This is a genomic window from Pontibacillus sp. HMF3514, from assembly GCF_009858175.1.
Lineage (GTDB): Bacteria > Bacillota > Bacilli > Bacillales > BH030062 > Pontibacillus.
Window position 1 is genome coordinate 404714 of sequence record NZ_CP047393.1, and the last position, 21568, is coordinate 426281.

The window sequence follows — 21568 nt, forward strand, 5'->3', positions numbered from 1 at the left end:
GCTATTGAAGGGAGTGGAGAGACCATGACGAAAGTGGTCATCCTAGCGGAAAAACCCTCTCAGGCAAAAGCTTATGCAGAGGCTTTTACAGTTCAGGAAAAATCGAAAACATACATTCAATTAAAGCCAGATGATACATTCCCGAACGGTGCGACGATTACGTGGGGAGTCGGGCATCTTGTTGAATTAAAAGAACCCCATGATTATAAACCGGAGTGGAAGCGTTGGAAGCTTGATCAACTGCCGATTGTTCCTGAGCGATTTCTTGAGAAAGTCTCTAAAGGGAAATGGGAGCAGTTTCAAGCGGTTAAGAAATTGTTCCAGCAGGCGGATGTGATCGTTAATGCAGCCGATGTCGATCGTGAAGGTTCCAATATTTTTTATAGTATTCTCCGATTAACAGGCGTAAAAGGAAAACCTATTAAACGTTTATGGATTAATTCTCTCGAAAAGGATGAAGTACGTAAAGGGTTTAAGAGTTTACAAGATAATGATAAGGACTTGCGTTTATTTGATGAAGCGAAAGCTCGCCAAATCAGTGATTGGATGGTTGGGATCAATGCCAGTCGTTTGTTCACCTTGCTTTTGAAGAAAAAAGGTTTCGAGAGTTATTTGTCGATCGGGCGAGTACAGTCTCCTACGGTTTATTTAATCTATCAAAGACATAAGGAAATCGAAAACTTTAAACCTGAGCCTTTTTACCAGATCGAAGGCCTTTTTCGATCGGAATCAGGTTCATACAAAGGTTTAGCTGAGATCAAGGAAAAGGATAAGGCAAAGGTGCAGGAACTTATGGACAAGCATGGGCTTAAAGAAAAGGAAGACTACAAAGGGATTGTCCAAAAGGTAGACAAAAAAACAAAACATCAAAAGTCACCGAAGCTCCATTCCTTGTCCACGCTTCAAAGTGTTGCGAATAGACGTTGGAAGTACACTCCGTCACAAGTCCTTAAGACATTGCAAAAACTTTATGAAAAGCGTCTTGTTACGTATCCGAGAACAGACTGTAACTTTATAACTGAAAATGAGTTTGCTTATGTAGTTAACAACCTGAACAAATATCAGGAAGCATTGAACGTCTCCTTCACACCTACGTCCCTAAAACCAGATAAACGATATGTTAACAGCTCGAAAGTTCAGGAACACTATGCGATCATTCCGACAAAATCAGTCCCCACGCAAAAGAAGCTGAGTGGATTAAGCCGTGAGGAAAGTAATATTTATAATGAAATTCTGGCTACGACTCTAGCAATGTTCCACTCGGACTACGTGTATGAAGAGACTACGATTTTTACCCATGTTCAGGACTTACCATTCAAATCTACAGGTAAAAGAGATGTGAAACAGGGCTGGAAAGAGCTATTTCCAAATCCGTCTAAAAACAAACAGAAGGAAGAGGCAGATCTTCCGAATGTCCAAAATGGTGAGCAGGTAGGCGCTCGTCTTCATATTAAGGAAAGTATGACCCAGCCTCCAAAGCCATACACAGAAGGTCAATTAATCAATATGATGAAAACCTGTGGAAAGCTCATGGATGATGAGGAAGATGTGGAGATCTTAAAAGAAGTCGAAGGCCTGGGAACAGAAGCCACACGATCCAGTATCATTGAAACGATTAAGGCGCAGAAATATATTGAAGTGAAACGGAATAACGTGTCGATCACAGATAAAGGGATTATGCTTTGTGAAGCGATTGAAGGCACGCTGTTATCAAGCCCTTCTATGACTGCGAAATGGGAATCGTATTTAAAAAAGATCGGAAGCGGCGAAGGGTCAAAACAAGTATTTATCAAACAGACTAGCCAATTTATTGAAAAGTTAATGCAAGAAACTCCTGAGTCCATTGAACAAGTTAACGTCCGAAGCACAGGTGAGAAAAAGAATTGGAATGAACCGATCGCTAAGTGTCCGGCATGCTCGACGGGATCAATTACAGATCGATACAAATTTTATGGGTGCTCCGCTTACAAAGAAGGGTGTAAAGTGACCTTTCCAAAGAAATTAGCTGGAAAAACGTTAACGAATAATATGATTAAAACGTTGTGCGAGAAAAAGCGAACGAAGGTTTTAAAAGGATTTAAAGGGAAGAAAACATTCAGCACGGCCTTAATGCTAGATCAAGATTATAAGATTAAATTTGATTTTAAACAGAAAGCTTGAATAAAGAGGTTTCCTCTACTCCTGTAATCATAAAATAAGAAGCTTCTCACTTAGGTTAGGATGAGAAGCTTCTTTATTTTTAAAGTAGGTAATCATATATGGTTTTAATGTGATTTTGAAGAGTGATGTCTCTCTGTAGTTCTTGAACGTGTTTCCTCTTCATGATGAGGATGGTCTGTGTGAGAATGTGTTGAATAGGTTTCCTCTTCTACTGAATTTGTGCTTTCATCATATTTATGATGTTCTACAGAATCATGATGAGTTGTGTGATCGTGATTTTGATAATGATGAGGATACATTGATTTGTTTTCTGTATGATTGGAAAGGAACGTACGATATACTTTGTCTTGCATTTTCTCTGTTGCTTCTACAATGACAATGATTTTTCCATCTTTAAGATGATTCTCATACTGTTGGGCGTCTTTTTTAGGCATACCTGCTCCAACAAGAGCGCCTACAACTCCACCACCACCAGCACCTACTCCAGCACCAGTAAGGGAAGCGGCGATGGGGCCAGCTGCAGCAATTTGTCCAATACCTGGGATAGCGAGGAGCCCTAAACCTGTTATCAGACCACCGATTCCGCCTAATGCACCACCGGAGATTGCTCCCAATCCAGCACCTTTCCCAGCACTTTTCCCTCGTCCGGCTTTATTGGATTTAACGGATGTATCCATTTCATCCTCTAACACATTAACTTTGCTTTTGTCTTTCGCAAAAACAGAGATGTCGTCGGATCCGTATCCGTGGTGTTGTAAATCTGTTATTGCCTTCTCTGCATGTCCAACTTTAGAAAAAACGCCACCTATTATTCTTTGATCCATCATTTATCCTCCTTTGATAAATTTCCATCATTATTCCATACCCGATATTAAGGCTGGTAACCCTTTCATTCTGTTAATCTAAATACTTTTAGATTTTGTTATTACCTAAAAATCATAATCAGAAAAAACGATAAAAGATGATTACCAAAAAAATATGATTGACACTGAGAATCATTCTCTATATAATAACTTTTGTGAATGAAATTCATTATCAATTAAAATACATAAACATAGGAGGATATACAATGTTTTTAAAGAACAAATTGTTTTACTTACTACTAGCTGTAGGGTTCGTTCTATCTGCATGTGGACAGGATGAAGAGAACGCTTCAGGGGAAGAAACAAAGAAAGACGAGAGTGAAAAAGCAGAGGATTCTACAAAAGGTGAGAAAGAAGAAGCAGAAAAAGACGAAGAAGAAGATGCCAGTTTTGTAGAAGCTTATAAAGAAGGGAAATCGGAGCTGGCAAAAGCCGGTGAAGGCAAAGAAGTAGATTTCCAAAAAGTTATTGACCTTTATAATAATAATTTGAAGTCATTGGTAGCAAAACGTGACGGAAAAATAGACCAACAGATCTCTACAGCATTAGATGCTGGTAAAAGTGGAGAAATGGATGCTCAGGTTGTGAAGCAGATTTTTGATAAGCTTTCACAAAAAGTATTTTATTTAACAATCAAGCATGAATTCCAAGAAATTAGTGAGAACTGGGGCGACCAAGAGTTAGCTAAAGAAGAAATTGCAGAAGCAAAAGAATTCTATGAAGTGCTAGAAGGAACAGTTAAAAAGCGCGATGCTGCATATGGAACTAGTATGGTAGATCAAATTCAAGCTGGATTCAACGAAATTGAAAAGGCTGTTAAAAACGATGATAAGCTTTCATTCCAATTAGGTAAGCAGATCGTTGATAAAACATTAATGAAGACGTTCTATCTTGCTGCTGGAGCCATGCCACATGGATATGCATCTAAAGCTGCAAAAGAAGCAAAAGAAGATCCAAGTCATGCAAAAGTTGAACAAGCTGAAGGTTGGGCGTTCTATCAATCCTTAACCGGTTACCTTACTGAATATGCCAAAGAAGATGCCGCGATCATTAAGAAGAATTTCGATCTAGAAACAAATGTAAAAGAACTAGATCCAGAGGCAGTTAACAATGCTTTTGTTCGTGGTTTTTCTAAAGTTGCCCTTCATGAATATGAAGAGAGTGAAGAGTACTGGGGAGAAAATAAATCTGCGATTACAGCAATAGAGGGCGCATTATTTATCGATATGATTTCAAGTGATATTAAACGTATTCAAGGTGAAGAAGCTGCAAAAACCTTGAAAGAGCAAGCCCAATCATACCTGGATGCAGTAAAAGCTGATGAAAAAGATAAAGCGATGCCGATTCTTGAAGAAATCGAAACAACACTTCAATCCATCATTGAAAAAGCAAAGTAATATGACCTTAAATAGGTTATGATAGATGTAAGAAACCTTGTTTCCTTTGAACAAGGTTTTTTACTTTGTATTTTATGGAAGTTTCATAAAGGATTAAAGTATAAGAAAAGACAAAGAATGAGGTGTCAAGGTTGAACATATTAGTCACAGGAGGGGCAGGTTTCATTGGATCCCATGTTTGCTCCAGTCTTTTAAAAGCGAACCATCACATAACCATAGTAGATAACTTTGACCCCTATTATGATCCTGAAAGAAAAAAGCTCCAGCTTGAGACAGTTAAACAAGTAGGTGATTTTCAATTTTATAATGTAGATCTTTTAAATAGAGACGAATGCTTAAAGGTGTTTCAAGCAAAACAATATGATACAGTCATTCATTTAGCTGCATTACCCGGAGTAGCCTATTCTGTTAAAGAACCGTTAGCCTATGTGCACTATGATATTGAAATGACGATTAATGTACTGAAGTGTGCAGGGGAAACAGGAGTTTCTCACGTCGTCTTTTCTTCATCATCCTCTGTGTATGGTAATAAAACAGGGGGGCCATTATCGGAGGATATGGCTGATGGGAAAGTAGTTTCTCCTTATGCAGCCTCTAAATATGGAGCTGAATCTTTCTGTCATTCATTCCAACACCTATATGGTTTCCAACTTTCCATTTTACGTTTCTTTACTGTTTATGGCCCGTGGGCACGACCAGATATGGCTATACCTACTTTTGCTGATAAATTATCTAAAGGATTACCTATAGAGATTTTTGGAAGCGGCACATATCGTGACTATACTTATATTGATGATATTGTAGATGGGGTAAATGCTGTGCTCGAGCATCAGCACGAAAATGAAACCTTTAACATTGGGTATGGTGAACCTATATCAATGGAGAGATTACTGGAAAACTTTCGAAGACATTATCCAAACATGAATGTGATTCAAAAGCCTTGGAGAACAGGTGATGTTGTAATGACTTGGTCTGATATATCAAAAGCGAATACCATGCTATCTTATAAGCCCAAAATTAAAATAGAAGAAGGAATTAATAAAATGATTCATTGGGTGGATTCATGGCACCAGTGAAGCGGTACGTATTATGGACTGGAAGGTTAGTTGTTGGCTTATGCTTTATTTGGTTAACCTACCTTGTCTTTGATTTATCTTATATCTTATTAGAAGTAAAGAAACTTTTTAGCAACTTTTGGTTGTTGTTATCTATGGTCTTCTTATATTTGTTAGCGTTTATTTTCCGTGCAAAGGCGTGGCAATTGTACGTCAATAAACATGTAGGTTTAAGAGTATTTGTGGATGGTGTTCTGTATAGTCTGTTCATGAATCATCTCCTACCCGTTAAAGCAGGGGATATTATTCGTAGTGGTTACTTAGCTCGGTCGAAAAAGGTGAGCTGGAAAACTGCTCTGGAATCGGTTTTCGTCATGAGGCTTCTAGATATAATCATACTAGGTTTCATAGCCTTGATAGGAATCCTCTATTTAGGGTTGTCTTTATCGTATTTCTTTTTAATGGGACTTTTAATTGTAGGGGGATTACTGCTAGGTTCTGTTTTACTAAAGGATAATTGGCGAAAGGTCTTTATTAATCAGGTTCGTAAAGTGCATTCGATACTTTTTTCTGTTAAGGGAATAGTAATCCTTTTTCTTATTCTTATAAGCTGGTGTTTTGAGGCGCTCATTATTTTGGCTGTAACTTCTCAGTTCAGCATGTCATTATCCTATCTTGAAGCCATTTGGGTGAACAGTTTTACGATTGCAGGTCAAGTATTTCATTTTTCACCTGGCGGGATCGGCACATATGAGAGTTTTATGAGCTTTGCATTAAGAGCTTTTCAAATTCCAATGAAAGAAGCCTATACAATAGCAGTCGTTACACATGGGTTTAAATTCATATTTTCATTTGTGGTAGGTATCTATCTTATCGTAAGCGTACCTATTCCATTAAAAACCATCAAATCCTGGTTGAATAGAAAGGAAGGTTGAAATGAAGCAGGCATCTACATTTGAGGTGATAGCTGCACGGTGTTGGAATTTATTAAATGAAGGAAAACCATTCACACCAATATTTATAGTAGGGACAATGCTGCTCTTTTATGTGGGAGAGTTAGGAGAGCCTTCTTTTTGGCGAGCAATTGGACTAAGCTTCTTATTGATCCTACCTATACTGGCTCTTTATTACCATTTTGATTTTCCTCTCATGTTACGGAATTATTTATGGTTACCTTTTGTCGCCTACTTAATTGTTTGGGGAGATGTAAACCTATCACTGCTAGCTTTTGCAATGGGGCTTTATTTTTTCTTCACGATCTTTTTTTGGGGAACCTTTTATTACCATCTGAGAATTGGAACGTCATGGCTTAACTTCACAAGATTTTGGAAACTTGTTTTGAAAAATAGTGATTCAACAAGTGGCAATGCTCAGGAGCAACTACCTAAATTTCTATTGATCCTATCTCTTTGGGAACTTTTTTATAGTCAATTTTATAATGGAATTACGATCAATTACTGGCCTTATGCGTTATTCCTATTAGGGGTTGGGGCTTTTAGCTGGATTCTCCACCATAATCTTTTTGATTGGAAGCCAAATATGAAGGAAACCTATACGGAACCATTAGAGGAGACCGCTGAGACGAGTGATAAGGTTGTAATGATTGTGATTGATGGAATGAGGAAAGAACGCTTCCAAGAGGCGAATACTCCTTTTTTAGATAAATTACGGAAACATGGTACAGAATATGCTCAAATGGAAACCGTATATCCTGCAAGAACAGTAGTTTGTTTTTCTTCCATGATGACTGGAACCTATCCTAAAGAGCACGGTATTAAGTCAAATATGGTATGGAATCTAGGTATCAAAGTTGAATCAATCTTTGATTCTTTACGGAAGATAGGGAAGAGAGGGCGTCTTTTAGGAGTAGCCCATTTAATTGATGCAATGGGAGACGATGTTGATGCCTACACAGCTGTAATGGATAACGAATCCGTAGATAAGGGGATCTTAGAAAATGCTAAACAAATTATGGAAAAGGAAGATTTGGACTTTTTCAATATCCAGTTAATCAGTACAGACCAAACAGGCCATAGTCGTGGAGTGCTTTATAATGAATATATTCAAAAAATAGAAGAGGCTGATCAATTAATTGAAGAGTTTGTCTCCTGGATGGAACAGAAGGGCTATATGAAGAACACCACTTTACTTATTTGTGCTGATCATGGTCAGGCAGATGGAATTGGTGGTCATGGTCATCTGGATGAAGGAGAAAGGTACGTTCCTTTCTTTTTGTATGGACCTCAAATTGAAGAGGGGAAAGTAATAGATGATAAACATAGCCTGATTTCTGTTGCCCCAACTGTCGCATATTTATTAGGTGCACCTTATCCAAGCCATAGTAGAGGATCTGTACTTGCCGATGCCATAAAACACGGAGGAAAGGAACGTAAATATGAAGAAGAAAGTGATCGTATTTCTGCCAGCTCATAATGAAGAAGAATCTATTGTAGAAGTGATCAATAAAATACCTCGTCATATTCATCCCCAGGTGACGGTTGAGGTTCTCGTTATTAATGATGGGTCAACAGATAATACAGTAGAGGTTGCAAAAAAAGCCGGAGCGGATCATATACATTCACACACACACAATAAAGGACTAGGAGCCACTGTAAGGGAAGGGCTCAAGCAATCTTACCAGCTTGGCGCTGACATTGCCGTGATGATTGATGCGGATAATGAATACCCTGCATGGGAAATTCCTGAGTTAATCCAGCCTATCCTCGATGGATCATATGACTACACCATGGGATCAAGGTTTCTTGGCACCATTGAAGGAATGAGGATTCATCGACGTCTAGGGAATTATTTCTTTACACTTCTTCAATCTATTCTTCTTAAAAAATGGATATATGATGGACAGTCAGGAATGCGCGCATTTTCTAGACAAGCGATTGAGCATGCTGAGATTATCCATGATTACAATTATGCTCAAGTCATCACGCTGAATTTAGTAAGAAAAGGTTTTCGTGTAAAAGAAGTTCCGATTACGTATAGAGTACGTTCAAATGGACAATCATTTATTAAGTTTCGTTCATATATGACTTCTGTAATTCCAGCGATTCTGAAGGAAATGTCTCGATCTCATGAAAAAGTTAATATCGAGCATTCTTCTATAGAAGAATGCGAAACTAATGAGGGAAAAACAGGTTAACAGTAAATTTATATTGACATTGATATTGAGAATCTTTATCATTTAAATTGATGGGAGATGCTAAATATGAAGAAAATTAGTTTGTTATCAATAATTATAATTCTCCTAACATTTTCTGTACAACCGCATGTATCTGCTTACACTTATGGTGATCCAAGTAAAGAAAAAATTGCACAAGTATATGAGAAAATGTTAACGAAGCTGAATCAGTCACCTCCTAATTTTGAGGAAGCTGAAGCTTTATATAATACGGTAAAAGAAGAAGTAGATATGCATATGGGTGAAGAAGCTTCAAAATTAGTATTGAATGCAATTGAAAATGAGGATAAAGAAGCCACGATAGAACATATGCAAAAGTTATTAGCTTTTAATATATCAAGACGCTTAAATGCAATAGAGAAAAATTTTAATAATTATGATACGAGTAAAAAATTGTTGGCTAAAGGATTTGCTACATACAAAACGCTTTCGCCAGCTGTTTCAGACGAGTATCCTGAGCTAGATAAGAAAATAAAAGACCATTTTGATTTAGCATTAGAATCACTCGGAAACCCAGGTTTATTTGGAGTCGGAGAGAAAGAGTCAGATAAAGAACAGTTCCTTACTAGTAAATCTTTTATACTCGATAATTTAAAAAAACCATTTAATATTGAGGAATATCGCATTGGTCACTTTACAGAGAGTGCCACAGAGGATGACAGTGCAGGTCAAGTGAAGAATGATGGGTACACGGATTTTTCTGACTTGAAGAACTGGTTGCCACTCCTATTCTTAGGGGCCATTATAATGGTGGTTGTTCTATACTTTTTAAGAAAGAGGAAATGATTTTAAGACTTAAAGAGGTGTGTAATCATGGAGATTCAGGCACTGTTAATTACTTTTCGTGAAGTGTTAGAAGCCCTTTTAATTATAGGGATTATAACAACCTATCTGAAGAGGACAGAAAACAGTAAATATTCTAAGTATGTATGGCTTGGCGCCGGGCTTGCTGTTCTAGCTAGTGTAGGTGTCGCCATGTTATTCCAGGTCGTTTTTACTAGCTTTGCTGCCATGGGAAGTGAAATATACTTGAAAGTAAGTATTATGTTTGCTTCATCCTTATTATTAACTCAAATGGTATTTTGGATGGCTAAACATAGTAAAAACTTAAAAGGAAAAATGGAAGGCAAGATGGGGGAACTTGTAACGACTGGTAATATAATCGGAATGGTTATTCACTCTTTCTTAGTCGTTCTTCGTGAAGGTGTAGAAACAGTCTTTTTCTTTGCTGCAATTACTGGTGGAGATATCGGGAAAGGTTTTGAAGGTTGGGGTGCCATTACAGGTGCGGTTATAGCTGCTACTGTAAGTTACGCATTCTTTAAAGGAACAATGCGAGTCCCATTAAAGTCTTTCTTCAAAGTGACTGGAGCTTTCATTGTTATGATTGCTGCTGGATTATTAGTACAAGGGATTTCTATGCTGCAAGACATAGAAATCATTGGAAGCGTAATGCCTCATGTTTATGATATCACCTGGCTTCTTCCTGAACACCCAATTGATTATGCGCATTTCCTGCGTGATACAGGAACAGCTCCTATTTTCTCAGGAGATATAGGGATATTCCTAAAAGCTCTATTTGGTTATTCCTCTATGCCTTCTATTGAAGAGATCGTTGGCTATATAGGGTACTTTATTGTCATATACCTCTTAGTTAAAGCAAATAACAACGATTCTGTAAAACAAATGGAAGCACAGCAAAAAATGCAAACTTCTTATCCAAAGCAAGTAGCAGGACCAAATATTAAATAAACCAGTTTTTAAACAAGGCGTAATTCAAATTACGCCTTGTTTTGTGTAAAAAAGGGTGTGTGAAATGGATATTAGCCAACGTAGAAAACAGAAATGGAAGAGGATAATCGCCTGGATGACTTTTCTCATATTTGTAATTTACACATTTATTCTCCGAATCCAATATGCAAGTTCCTATGCAAGGTCTTGGGACCAGGTGGATTTTGCATTAGGTGTGACTGAATTTGACCTCTTTACCATGCAACCGCATTTTCCTGGATATCCATATTTTATTCTGGGTGGAATGTTGCTTCACCCCTTCTTAGGTGATCCTTTACAATCTCTCTCCATTTTCAATAGTATCCTAACCTTAAGTTCGATAATTCCAATCTACCTTCTATTCAAGCGCAAATATTCATCAGTCACAACATTACTATTTGTTGCACTAATACACTCCCTAAGCTATATTTGGGTGCTAAGTACGGAGGTAATGAGTGAGGCTGCTGCAATATCAGTTCTATGTTGGTATGTATGGAGTTTATACCAGTCATATAAGAAGCCCGGAAGTATTTGGGGGTTACTACCTCTTTTACTATTTAGTATTTTAATGGGGATTCGGTTATCTTACTTACCATTTGGTCTAGGATTATTATTGATTTGGTGGTATGAACGAAAACGATTTAAGACAAAACAATACTATATTCTTTTTATTCTTAAGCAGCTATTAATAGCCATTAGCTTTCAATTAATTTGGGTAATAGCTTTGGTTATTTCTACGGGAGGTATTAGCCTATTCACTGAGCTAGCTTTTGGGTTTGTTACCGGTCATTTTACTGAATGGGGCGGTGCAGTTACAGCGGATTCCATGCCTATATGGAAAAGGTTATATACCCTTTTGGTTTATAATTTACTATGGAAAACATTATTGGCTGAATCATGGATCATTGCTTGTTTATACGGAGGACTCATTCTTTTATCGGTTTTCCATATAACAAAAACCAAGAAGGTAGACACGTTTAATCTGTGGGTTCTTCTCGTATGTGTTTTTTACTTTGTGTGGGTTCTTTTTGCACAAAATATTGATAAACCAAGACATATCGCTCCTGTAATTGTTTTTTTAGTTTATCTAATTCTTTGGAGCTTCGGAGGACGAATGAGGATTTTGTTCCTTACTTTTTGTTTTGCTCTCATTATGGTTCAATCTTGGATAGGTATAACACTAGTCAAAGAAAAAGCAACAAATCCTCCAGCTGTTTACCAGTTATCGAATTATTTGACTAAAATTGATGAACCTTTTGTGATTTATACTTGGGAAGAATCAAGGGTAATGGAATACCTTAAGGTAAATTACTCGTATAACAAAATATATACCTATGAACAGTTTCAAAATAGGTTAGCTTATAATAAGGATAAAAGAGTGTTCCTAACAGATCATGTTTTGAGAGGTTTTGAAATACAAGGGTATAATATACGTGATCATGTCCGAAAAGTGAGTGAGTTTCACTCAAGTGATCTCTTTGACCCAGTATATAATAACCTTTACCTTTATGAATGGATTAGTGACTAAAAGAGGTGCGGATTCTTGAATATTGCCATAGTAGGGACAGGGTATGTTGGTTTGGTGACGGGTTCTTGTCTTGCTGAAATAGGACACCAGGTTACTTGCTTAGACACCGATAGAAATAAGGTAGCAAGAATGAGCTCAGGTATATCCCCAATCCACGAACCTGGTTTAGAAGAATTAATGAAGAAAAATATAGATGAGGGGAAACTCTTTTTTACAACTGATTATAATGAGGGGATTCGGAATGCAGAAGTTATTTATATTGCAGTTGGTACACCGCAAAATTCAGATGGTACACCTGATTTAACGGATGTCAAGCAGGCGGCCAGGGATATTGCAGTAAACATAAATAAAAACGCTATAGTTGTCACAAAGAGCACAGTCTCAATAGGGACGACTGAATATGTAAAAGAGCTCATTCAATCTCTTATAAATGATGAAGTAAAGATTGATGTAGTACACAATCCTGAATTTTTACGTGAGGGCTCTGCCATTCATGACACATTTTATGGAGATCGTATTGTGATTGGAGCAGAAAATCATCAAGCTTCTTCTGTATTAAAAGAAATTAATTCTGCTTTTGGGATTCCCGTTTTCGTAACGGACATTAGAAATGCGGAGATGATTAAGTACGCATCAAATGCCTTTTTAGCAACAAAAATAAGCTTTATTAATGAAATTGCAAATATATGTGAAAAGGTGGATGCCAACGTTGAAGAGGTTGCTTATGGAATGGGATTAGATAAGCGAATAGGTCATCATTATTTACAAGCAGGAATCGGTTATGGAGGCTCATGTTTTCCGAAAGATACAAGCGCTTTGGTTCATCTAGCAGGTGGCGTTGAGCATGACTTCGAATTATTGAAAGCAGTTATCAGAGTGAATAATCACCAGCAGATTTCATTAGTAGATAAAGCGAAAAAGCGTCTAGGAAGTCTTAAAGGGAAAAAAGTTGCTGTGCTAGGACTTGCTTATAAACCTGACACAGATGATGTAAGAGAAGCGGCATCATTGGTGGTTGTGAAACGATTGTTAGAAGAATCTGCTTTTGTGACAGCTTTTGATCCTTATGCTACAGAGAATGCGAAGCAACAATTACCTAAAAGTGTGTTCTATACACATTCAATAAAAAATGCCCTAGATGGTGCTGATATTGCCTTTATTTTAACAGAGTGGGATGAAATCAAGAGGTTTTCATTAAGTGAGTATGAAACCTTGATGAAACATGCTATCGTTTTTGACGGGAGGAATTGTTTCCCGTTGGAAGATGTGAAAGATTACAATATTGAATATTATTCTATTGGGCGACAAACCATTTTATGAGCGATTAAGTATAGAGGACCTAAGAACACTGGTAAGAATAAATTTCATATATTAACCATCACTAGAAAGTATTCCCTTTTAAAATGTGTGTTGTAGAATTGGGGAAAAGTGTACTAAAAAAGCCACTCAGAATCCTAAAGATTCTAGAGTGGCTCTTTAATGCTATCGCTTATTTACCGAAGCATCATAAATCTTATCTACAGCATGCTTCATGGAGTTATTAAATTCTTCATCTGATTGATTCGCATTTAAGTCAGCAATTAATGCACGGGAGAAGCTTGCAATTAAGCCTTCATTTTCTTTTAGCTTTTCATTTGCTTCCTCGCGAGAGTAACCACCAGATAGTGCTACAACACGTACGACGCGTGGATGTTCGATTAATTCTTTAAAGGCATTTGCTTTCGTTGGGATGGAGAGCTTCAGCATCACATTTTCGTCTTTTGATAAATTGTTTAGGTGTTTAAGGATTTCATTTTTAAGAATCTCTTCTGACTTTTCTTTATCTTCACTTTTAATGTTCACTTCAGGTTCGATGATAGGGACGAGGTCATAATCCAAAATGCGTTTAGCAATTTCAAACTGTTGGTCTACAACAGCTTCAATACCACTTTGGTTTGACTCGTGGATAACCGAGCGCATTTTCGTACCAAAAATGTTACGTTCATTTGCACGACGTAGTGTTTCATCTAGGTCATGAATTGGCTTCATCATCTGTACACCGTTCTCTTTTTCCGCAAGTCCTTTGTCTACTTTAAGGAACGGGACTATATCTTTATCCGCAAGATAATCAGCTGTATATTTTCCTTCTATTTCTCGGTCCATCGTTTGCTCGAATAGGATGGTCCCTAGAATTTTTTCAGAATCAAAAGCAGGGGAGGTAATGATTCTTGTACGCATTTGGTGAACGCGGTCAAACATCTCATCTTCATTAGAATAAGCATCTTCGGGAACACCATAGTCTGCTAATGCTTTAGGCGTACTTCCTCCGCTTTGGTCAAGCGCTGCGATAAATCCATTTCCATTTTTGATCTTGTCAAACTGAGTTGTGTTCATCTTTCACCACTCCTTTATTTAATCTGAAGAATCCATTGTTATATTTCCCTTTCTATGCCTATCTTAACATTATTCTTTATTTATGACTTTTCATACGATTGGGGTTACTCCCCAAATTTTTCGACCACAGGCACTAGGAGAGTTTTCTCTATCCCTTTGATTTATTAGGGTGTTAAAATGAATGAAACATTGAAAGAGGAGTGTACGTTTGTGAATAAGATTCAATTAGGTAAAAGTGATCTTGAAGTTGGCGAAATTTCTCTAGGTTGTATGAGAATGAATAAATTGTCTAAAGAGGAAGCATCAAATGTCATTCGTAATGCGATCGAACAAGGTGTCGATTTGTTTGATCATGCTGACATTTATGGAGGTGGAGAATCCGAATCCGTGTTTGCTGAGGCATTTCAAATGAATGATGATGCAAGAGAAAACATTAAACTTCAAACGAAATGTGGAATACGAAAAGGGTTCTTTGATTTCTCTAAAGAACACATTTTGGAATCTGTAGAAGGTAGTCTTCAACGGTTAAAAACAGATTACATAGACACGCTTCTTCTTCACCGTCCAGATTCACTGATGGAGCCAGAAGAAGTAGCTGAAGCCTTTGCAACGTTAAAAGAAAGTGGGAAGGTTCGTCACTTTGGAGTGAGTAATCAGAACCCAATGCAAATGGAATTGATGAGCAAATACCTAGGTGAGGACTTAATCATTAATCAATTGCAGCTAAGCCTCGTTCATACTCCTATGATTGATGAAGGTTTCAATGTGAATATGCAAAACGATCCATCCATTGTTAGGGCTAGCAATGCATTAGAGTATTGCCGTTTAAATGATATTACCATTCAGGCTTGGTCCCCTTTTCAGCACGGAATGATTGAAGGACCATTTATAGGAAATGAGGCTTTCCCTGAAGTCAATGCGAAGCTTCAGGAGCTCGCTGAAAAATACAGTGTTACCGACTCGGCTATGGCCATTGCTTGGATTTTACGTCATCCTGCTAAGATCCAGCCTGTTGTTGGAACGATGAATACGCAACGTTTAAAAGATATCGCTGCAGCTTCCCATATTAAAATTTCACGAGAAGAATGGTACGAATTGTATCGTGCAGCGGGGAATGATCTGCCTTAATGATATGAAGGTCAACTCGCCTTATTTTAAAAAAGCTTCTTACTCAGGTTTAAAAACCAAGTAAGAAGCTTTTTTTAAATACATAAATGAAACGATTAACTAGTCTCATCAATCCAAATAGGAAAAACCGTAATTAATAAAGTTATTAATCATTACAGCCATTTCCTTAGGCGATTGATCCATATCATTCTCGATCCAATCTTTAATGACATGAATAGCTCCACTGATAACAAATGTACTTATATACTCCGACGCTTCTTTCTTTAAAGCATTGTTACCTATTGAATAGTTCATCATGAAGCCTTTAGTCAAATCCATCAACCTTTTCTCGAAGGAGGGGGCTGCTTCCTTATTTAAGAGAATTTGAAACAGGAATTTATTTTCTGTGATATATTCTAGTATTTTCTGAGTCATTTGAATGGACTCTTCCTCTAATTCAGAGCTGTAACTATGCAAATACTCATTCATATCCTCGGTTATTTCTTCTTCAATTTTACTTAGTAAGTCATAGTGATCGGAATAATGCGTGTAGAAGGTGGAGCGATTGATATCTGCAATTTCGCAAACTTCTTTAACGGTTATTTCCGAGATTGACTTTTGGGCAAGCAATGTAACTAGGCTTTCCTTCAGCACTCTTCGTGTATATTTTTTACGTCTGTCTAATTTCTCGTTCATCCTTACCCTTCCTTTTATTACATTTTTGTTACAATCCAACACAATATAGGAGATGTGTTGGGGAACTGACGTAATTTACAAAACTGCTTGTTGTATATCCAACACGGTGTCAATACAATAGTAGAATGTAAGGTCGGTCTTTGCAAGAGAGGGTGAGGTCATATCGATTTAACAGGTCGAATTATTAAGCATAAAAAAAGTATTGTGATCACATTTATGATCATCACGCTGATCAGTGCGGTTGCGCAGTTCGCTGTATCAGTCAATTATAATATGGTTGATTATCTCCCGAAAGATTCTCCATCGATGCAGGCGATGGATTTGATGAAAGAGGAGTTTGATGAACCTGTAGAGAATGCGCGTGTCATGATCCGAGATGTCTCGGTTACAGAGGCATTAAACTATAAAGAAGAACTAGAGGCGATAAACGGAGTAAGCTCTGTGATGTGGCTTGATGATATTGTTGATCTGAAAGTGCCTCTGCAAATGGCAAATGAGGATACGGTAGAGTCTTACTATGAAAATGATTCAGCCTTGTACTCTATACACATTCAAGAAGGATTTGAAGTGGAAGCCACCGACAAAATCTATGAATTAATCGGGAAAGAAAATGCGGTGGCAGGTGAAGCGGTCAATACGGCAACTTCACAGAAGATGGCCGGCAGCGAATCGATGTATGCTGGGGCCTTATTGGTTCCAATTATTATTTTGATTTTAGTGTTATCTACGAACTCCTGGATGGAACCCGTTTTCTTTCTAACAGCAATCGGTGTTTCTGTCGTAATCAATTTAGGGACCAACATCTTCATTGGTGAAGTATCCTTTGTAACACAGTCGGTGTCACCTATATTACAGCTTGCGGTCTCATTGGATTATGCGATATTCCTGCTTCATAGTTTTTCTGATTACCGTAAAGAGATTTCAAATCCTAAGGAAGCGATGCAGCTTGCAATGAAAAGGTCATTCCCGGCTATTATTGCCAGTGCATCGACAACATTCTTCGGTTTTACAGCCCTGACATTTATGGACTTTGGGATCGGTGCTGACTTAGGCCTCAACCTATTAAAAGGAATATTATTGAGTTTCATTAGTGTTATGGTCTTCTTACCTGCGTTGACAGTGATGTTTTATCACTGGATTGATCGCACGAAGCATCGACAGTTTGTTCCGGACTTTAAAAATATCGGCAAGCGCGTAATGAAATTTAGAATTCCAGTATTAGTACTTGTATTGCTCTTGATCGTCCCAGCATTTCTAGCTCAGAACAATACAACATTCATATATGGAACCGGTGAGCATCCGGAAAACACAAGAGCAGGCCAAGATGTAGCTGCCATTCAAGAAGAGTTTGGGAAAAATATGCCGATGGTACTGCTTGTATCAAAAGGAGACAGAGCAAAAGAGGAAGAGCTTGTACAAGATTTAGAAGATCTTCCGAATGTTTCGAGCGTGCTTTCCTATGTCAATATGGTAAGTTCGGCAATCCCGCCAGATTATTTAGATCAATCACTAACAGAACAGTTTTATTCTGATGATTATGCACGAATTACGCTCTATACAGAAACAGACGCTGAAGGGGAGAAAGCTTTTTCGTTAATTGAACAGGTTCAGGATACAGTTGACTCCTATTATAAGGAGACCCATTTACTGGGTGAGAGTGTGACCTTATATGATATGAAGAATATCGTTCAAGACGACAATAAATTAGTCAATTGGTTGACGATTATTACCGTTACCATAGTACTTTTGATTACATTCCGTTCGATATCAATACCTATTGTCCTGTTGCTGACTATACAAGCTTCTGTGTGGATCAACTTGGCATTTCCATACTTTATGGATACGCCTCTTGTATATGTGGGTTATTTGCTCATCAGTACAATCCAGCTAGCAGCTACTGTGGATTACGCTATTCTTTTCACGGAAAACTACAATAACCTAAGAAAAGAAATGCCAGCCATGGAGGCGATTAAGAAAACGATCGATGACAAGATTTTCGCCATATTCGTATCAGCTTCCATATTATCCAGTGTTGGCTTTATTTTATGGATCACATCTACCAACCCGATCGTAGCATCAATCGGATTATTATTAGGAAGAGGAGCGCTGCTAGCATTCTTAATGGTGGCCATCGTCTTGCCTGCTCTGTTGGTTGTACTGGATTGGATTATTGAAAAAACAACATGGAAAGCAAACTTTTTTAAGGGGAAATGATGATGAAATTTAAACGTATCATAGCTGTATTCATGGCGTTTCTTCTTGTGATGCCATCCTTTCTTGTTTCGGCAGAGAAAAATGATTCTTCCTCAGAAGATACAGAAGCTCTTGGAAAGGGATCATTTTCTGAGAAGCATGAAGTCGTTTATGCGAAATTGAATGCCACCGGTGATCAACAAGAGATGTATGTCGTGAACAATTTCAATATTAAAGAACCAGGGAAAATCGTCGATTATGGACCTTATATGAGTGTTCAAAATCTAACGGACCTGACCAAGATCGAACAAAATAACGGTCGCATAGAATTAACCGCAAAAGAAGATGAGTTTTATTACCAAGGAGACTTAGAAGATCAATCTCTACCATGGGATATCAATGTCTCTTATACATTGAACGGTGAGACATTAACGCCTGAAGAACTGTTGGGAAAAGATGGTGGCCTCAAGATCCAAATAGATACAGCGCAAAATAAAGAGGCAAACCCAATCTTTTTCAATAATTACCTATTACAAATTACTCTAAAATTAGATTCAAAGATCTATGAAAATATGAAAGCTCCAAATGGAACAGTGGTCAATGCGGGCAAAGATAGACAAGTAACCTTTACCGTTATGCCTGAAAAACAAGGGAGCTTTACGCTAACTTCGGATGTAACTGATTTCGAAATGGAAAGTATTGAATTTGCAGCGATCCCATCCTCCATGTCCATCGATAAACCGGATGTGGGAGAGATGAAAAAGGATATGAATTCTTTATCTGATGCCACCTCAGAAATTAACAAAGGTGTCGGAGAGCTTAAGAATGGGATAACAGAACTGAACAATGGGGTAGCTAGTCTGTACAACGGTTCTGAACAATATAAAAATGGGATCAATGAACTTAGTAATGGCTCTGCGGATCTAGTTGAAGGATCTGCATCTATTCATGCATCTCTTCAGCAAATGAGCGAATCCATCAACAAGGGTTCAAGTGATATGAATCTTAGTGATTTCAAAAAGATGGAAGATGGGTTGCGTCAACTTGCAGGAGGGTTAAAGGAAACAGAAAAAGGCCTTACCAATCTTGAAGATCAATACAGCCAATCTCAAAATGCACTGAGTCAATCCATTGAAAGTATTCCTGCTTCTAATATTTCAGAGAAGGACATTCAGGCTTTATACAAGAGTGGTGCAGACCAGAAAGTCGTTGACCAACTAGTAGAAACGTATAAGGCAGCTCAAAAAACGAAAAAAACCTATGAAAGTGTTAAGGAAGCATTTAACGCTGTAGGTCCTGCCTTAGAAAAAAGTGCTGGATCACTAAATGAAATGAGCGCTAGTCTCACCACTATGGCAGATAACCTGGGTAACAACCTGGAAAACATGAATGTGGACCAATCAATGAAAGAATTACAGAAAGGTCTTCAGGCTCTGTCTTCCAACTATAATGATTTCCATTCTGGTCTAAAGAATTATACGAATGGAGTAAATGAACTGTCTACATCATATAGTGAAATTCATGGCGGTATCGCCGAATTGACGAAAGGAACGCAGGAACTGGAAAATGGTTCAGCTGAACTCCATAACGGAACATCAGAGTTAGCATCTTCAACTAGTGATTTACCAGAGCAAATGCAAAAAGAAATTGATCAGATGGTCAATGAATTCGATAAGTCTGATTTTGATCCTGTTTCATTTGTTTCTACTAAGAATGAAAAAGTGACATCTGTGCAATTTGTTATTAAAACAGAAAGCATTAAGAAAGTAGAAGAAAAAGAAGAGGAACCGCAGGAAAAAGAGAAACAAGGATTCTGGGATCGTTTACTAGCTTTGTTCAGGTAGGATGTAAAGTCTAGTATCGAGTTGCCAATGTAACGATGGATCATACGTAGAAAAGAGAGCAGACTCCCTCTTTATTTACGTATGATTTTTTTATGCCCTATCTTCGTTTCTTTCTTCCACATCTAGTAATCAAGGATCATGGAAATAATACCCTCCCAACCATTTTGGTAAGCCTTAATACCTTACTTTTTACCTCATCAACATAAATATATTTTCACATGTATTTTATTTTTAAGACGAATCTTTTTTGTAAATCTTTTGCAATGATGAAAGGGCGTTCAGTGCAGAAAACACTCGTATCAACGTTATAAAAGAGTAAAGCTATAAATAATTCCATTACAATGTTTGAAATATATCCGATCTCACACTTTTCACCCAGTTTCTAGTTTTCAATGATTTGGGTAAAAAGACAAGTATCATACGGAGAACAATTAAGTATGAGATTTTGTTTACGAGAGGAGTAGTGAAATGGAGGTTAACCGGAAAGTCAAAAACAATAAAGAAGTGCAGGTTTTGACCGGTAGTTTAGCACTCGTTGCATCTCCTCTTTTTGTACCTAAAGTTCGAAGGAAGATCAAATCGGGTGCTCATCATACCATTTCATCCTTGAAGGAACAGTTTCCTAGCACGTCTCAATTGTTTCGGCGTGCAGATGATCCATTCGAAGCCAAAGAAATGGCTGAGGATGAAATGCAGGATGAGATAACTGATGAAATGCGAGAGCAGTTCCAGGAGCAATTACAGAAGAAGGTCAATAAGGCTTCAGAAAATCTACAAGAAGCTAAGGATGAGAATGCTAAGAAAGTGCACTCAAAAGCACAAGAAGTAAAAGAGAAATTACAAGACAAACTCTTAACATTTCGTGAAAAGCTCTCAGATGTAAAAGAAACTGGAGAGGACCTATCAGAAAATTTAAATGACAAATCTAGTGGTCAAATTTATGGAGCGAGTGATATCAAAGGGGCACAACAGTTAAAAAGTTCAGTGAATATCAAAAGCTCTACGAACATTAAAGGTCCAAGAGATATTAAACACCCATCTGATACGCTTCATTCTTAAGGTAGAGAAAGGAGAATGGACATGGCCGTTCAAAAGTCGACAGACAGTTCCAGTTTAGCAGAAGTTATTGATCGTATTCTTGATAAAGGTGTTGTCATTGATGCATTCGCTCGTGTTTCTGTTGTAGGTATTGAGTTAGTGACAGTCGAAGCACGTGTTGTTATTGCAAGTGTTGATACCTGGTTACGTTATGCAGAAGCTGTTGGTTTACTGAGAGATGAAGTTGAAGAAGAAGGACTTGGAGGAAGAATCTCAGGTCAACAAAACGAACGCAGTCAATTTAGCAATTAAATCTAAGGGGTCAGAAATCATTCTGGCTCCTCCTATATA

Annotated in this window: 18 protein-coding genes; 15 read left to right on the forward strand and 3 right to left on the reverse strand. The window is 37.7% G+C overall.

Annotation, left to right across the window (positions count from 1 at the left end; all coding sequences use genetic code 11):
- Positions 1 to 24 precede the first annotated feature (24 nt).
- A complete protein-coding gene (locus tag GS400_RS02200; protein ID WP_160098616.1) occupies positions 25 to 2160 on the forward strand; it encodes a type IA DNA topoisomerase in 2136 nt (711 codons plus the stop codon).
- A 104-nt stretch (positions 2161 to 2264) separates the two neighbouring features.
- Here GS400_RS02200 and GS400_RS02205 read toward each other — a convergent pair whose 3' ends face one another.
- The gene (locus GS400_RS02205; RefSeq protein WP_160098618.1) at positions 2265 to 2984 is read right to left on the reverse strand and encodes a general stress protein; all 720 of its coding nucleotides are present in this window, start codon (positions 2982 to 2984) and stop codon (positions 2265 to 2267) included.
- 245 nt (positions 2985 to 3229) lie between these two features.
- Between GS400_RS02205 and GS400_RS02210 the strand changes: the two genes are divergently transcribed.
- The 9 genes from GS400_RS02210 (at position 3230) to GS400_RS02250 (ending at position 13286) form a co-directional block, all read left to right on the forward strand.
- Positions 3230 to 4420 carry a hypothetical protein gene (locus GS400_RS02210; protein ID WP_160098620.1) on the forward strand — a complete coding sequence of 397 codons (1191 nt, stop codon included), beginning with the start codon at positions 3230 to 3232 and terminating at the stop codon, positions 4418 to 4420.
- Positions 4421 to 4542: 122 nt separating this feature from the next.
- On the forward strand, positions 4543 to 5496 hold the full coding sequence (locus tag GS400_RS02215; protein WP_370519733.1) for an NAD-dependent epimerase/dehydratase family protein: 954 nt from the start codon (positions 4543 to 4545) through the stop codon (positions 5494 to 5496).
- On the forward strand, positions 5484 to 6410 hold the full coding sequence (locus GS400_RS02220) for a lysylphosphatidylglycerol synthase transmembrane domain-containing protein (RefSeq protein WP_160098624.1): 927 nt from the start codon (positions 5484 to 5486) through the stop codon (positions 6408 to 6410). The genes GS400_RS02215 and GS400_RS02220 overlap by 13 nt, the downstream gene beginning before the upstream one ends.
- A gap of 1 nt (position 6411) precedes the next feature.
- Entirely contained in the window at positions 6412 to 7908 is a 1497-nt protein-coding gene (locus GS400_RS02225) for an alkaline phosphatase family protein (RefSeq protein WP_160098626.1), read from the forward strand.
- The gene (locus tag GS400_RS02230; protein WP_160098628.1) at positions 7871 to 8629 is read left to right on the forward strand and encodes a glycosyltransferase family 2 protein; all 759 of its coding nucleotides are present in this window, start codon (positions 7871 to 7873) and stop codon (positions 8627 to 8629) included. The genes GS400_RS02225 and GS400_RS02230 overlap by 38 nt, the downstream gene beginning before the upstream one ends.
- Positions 8630 to 8695: 66 nt before the next feature.
- Positions 8696 to 9454, forward strand: coding sequence for a hypothetical protein (locus GS400_RS02235; protein ID WP_160098630.1), 759 nt, complete (start codon positions 8696 to 8698; stop codon positions 9452 to 9454).
- A 27-nt stretch (positions 9455 to 9481) separates the two neighbouring features.
- Positions 9482 to 10420 carry an FTR1 family iron permease gene (locus GS400_RS02240; RefSeq protein WP_160098632.1) on the forward strand — a complete coding sequence of 313 codons (939 nt, stop codon included), beginning with the start codon at positions 9482 to 9484 and terminating at the stop codon, positions 10418 to 10420.
- A 238-nt stretch (positions 10421 to 10658) separates the two neighbouring features.
- On the forward strand, positions 10659 to 11966 hold the full coding sequence (locus tag GS400_RS02245; protein ID WP_255454185.1) for a glycosyltransferase family 39 protein: 1308 nt from the start codon (positions 10659 to 10661) through the stop codon (positions 11964 to 11966).
- 15 nt (positions 11967 to 11981) lie between these two features.
- Entirely contained in the window at positions 11982 to 13286 is a 1305-nt protein-coding gene (locus GS400_RS02250; RefSeq protein ID WP_160098636.1) for a UDP-glucose dehydrogenase family protein, read from the forward strand.
- A 162-nt stretch (positions 13287 to 13448) separates the two neighbouring features.
- Here GS400_RS02250 and GS400_RS02255 read toward each other — a convergent pair whose 3' ends face one another.
- The gene (locus GS400_RS02255) at positions 13449 to 14339 is read right to left on the reverse strand and encodes a fructose bisphosphate aldolase (protein ID WP_160098638.1); all 891 of its coding nucleotides are present in this window, start codon (positions 14337 to 14339) and stop codon (positions 13449 to 13451) included.
- A gap of 210 nt (positions 14340 to 14549) precedes the next feature.
- Here GS400_RS02255 and GS400_RS02260 point away from each other — a divergent pair, with 210 nt between their 5' ends.
- A complete protein-coding gene (locus GS400_RS02260) occupies positions 14550 to 15467 on the forward strand; it encodes an aldo/keto reductase (RefSeq protein WP_160098640.1) in 918 nt (305 codons plus the stop codon).
- A gap of 108 nt (positions 15468 to 15575) precedes the next feature.
- On the opposite strand, the gene GS400_RS02265 is transcribed toward GS400_RS02260, so the two are convergent.
- A complete protein-coding gene (locus GS400_RS02265; protein ID WP_160098641.1) occupies positions 15576 to 16142 on the reverse strand; it encodes a TetR/AcrR family transcriptional regulator in 567 nt (188 codons plus the stop codon).
- A 216-nt stretch (positions 16143 to 16358) separates the two neighbouring features.
- Between GS400_RS02265 and GS400_RS02270 the strand changes: the two genes are divergently transcribed.
- From GS400_RS02270 to gvpA, 4 genes are all read left to right on the forward strand, one after another.
- Complete coding sequence (locus GS400_RS02270) at positions 16359 to 18356, forward strand: efflux RND transporter permease subunit (RefSeq protein WP_160098643.1); 1998 nt, start codon at positions 16359 to 16361, stop codon at positions 18354 to 18356.
- Positions 18357 to 18358: 2 nt separating this feature from the next.
- On the forward strand, positions 18359 to 20179 hold the full coding sequence (locus tag GS400_RS02275; RefSeq protein WP_160098645.1) for a YhgE/Pip domain-containing protein: 1821 nt from the start codon (positions 18359 to 18361) through the stop codon (positions 20177 to 20179).
- Between the two features lie 468 nt (positions 20180 to 20647).
- Positions 20648 to 21238: a gas vesicle protein GvpQ gene (gene gvpQ / locus GS400_RS02280; protein ID WP_160098647.1), complete on the forward strand. Its 591-nt coding sequence runs from the start codon at positions 20648 to 20650 to the stop codon at positions 21236 to 21238.
- Between the two features lie 21 nt (positions 21239 to 21259).
- Complete coding sequence (gene gvpA, locus GS400_RS02285; protein ID WP_160098649.1) at positions 21260 to 21529, forward strand: gas vesicle structural protein GvpA; 270 nt, start codon at positions 21260 to 21262, stop codon at positions 21527 to 21529.
- Positions 21530 to 21568 lie beyond the last annotated feature (39 nt).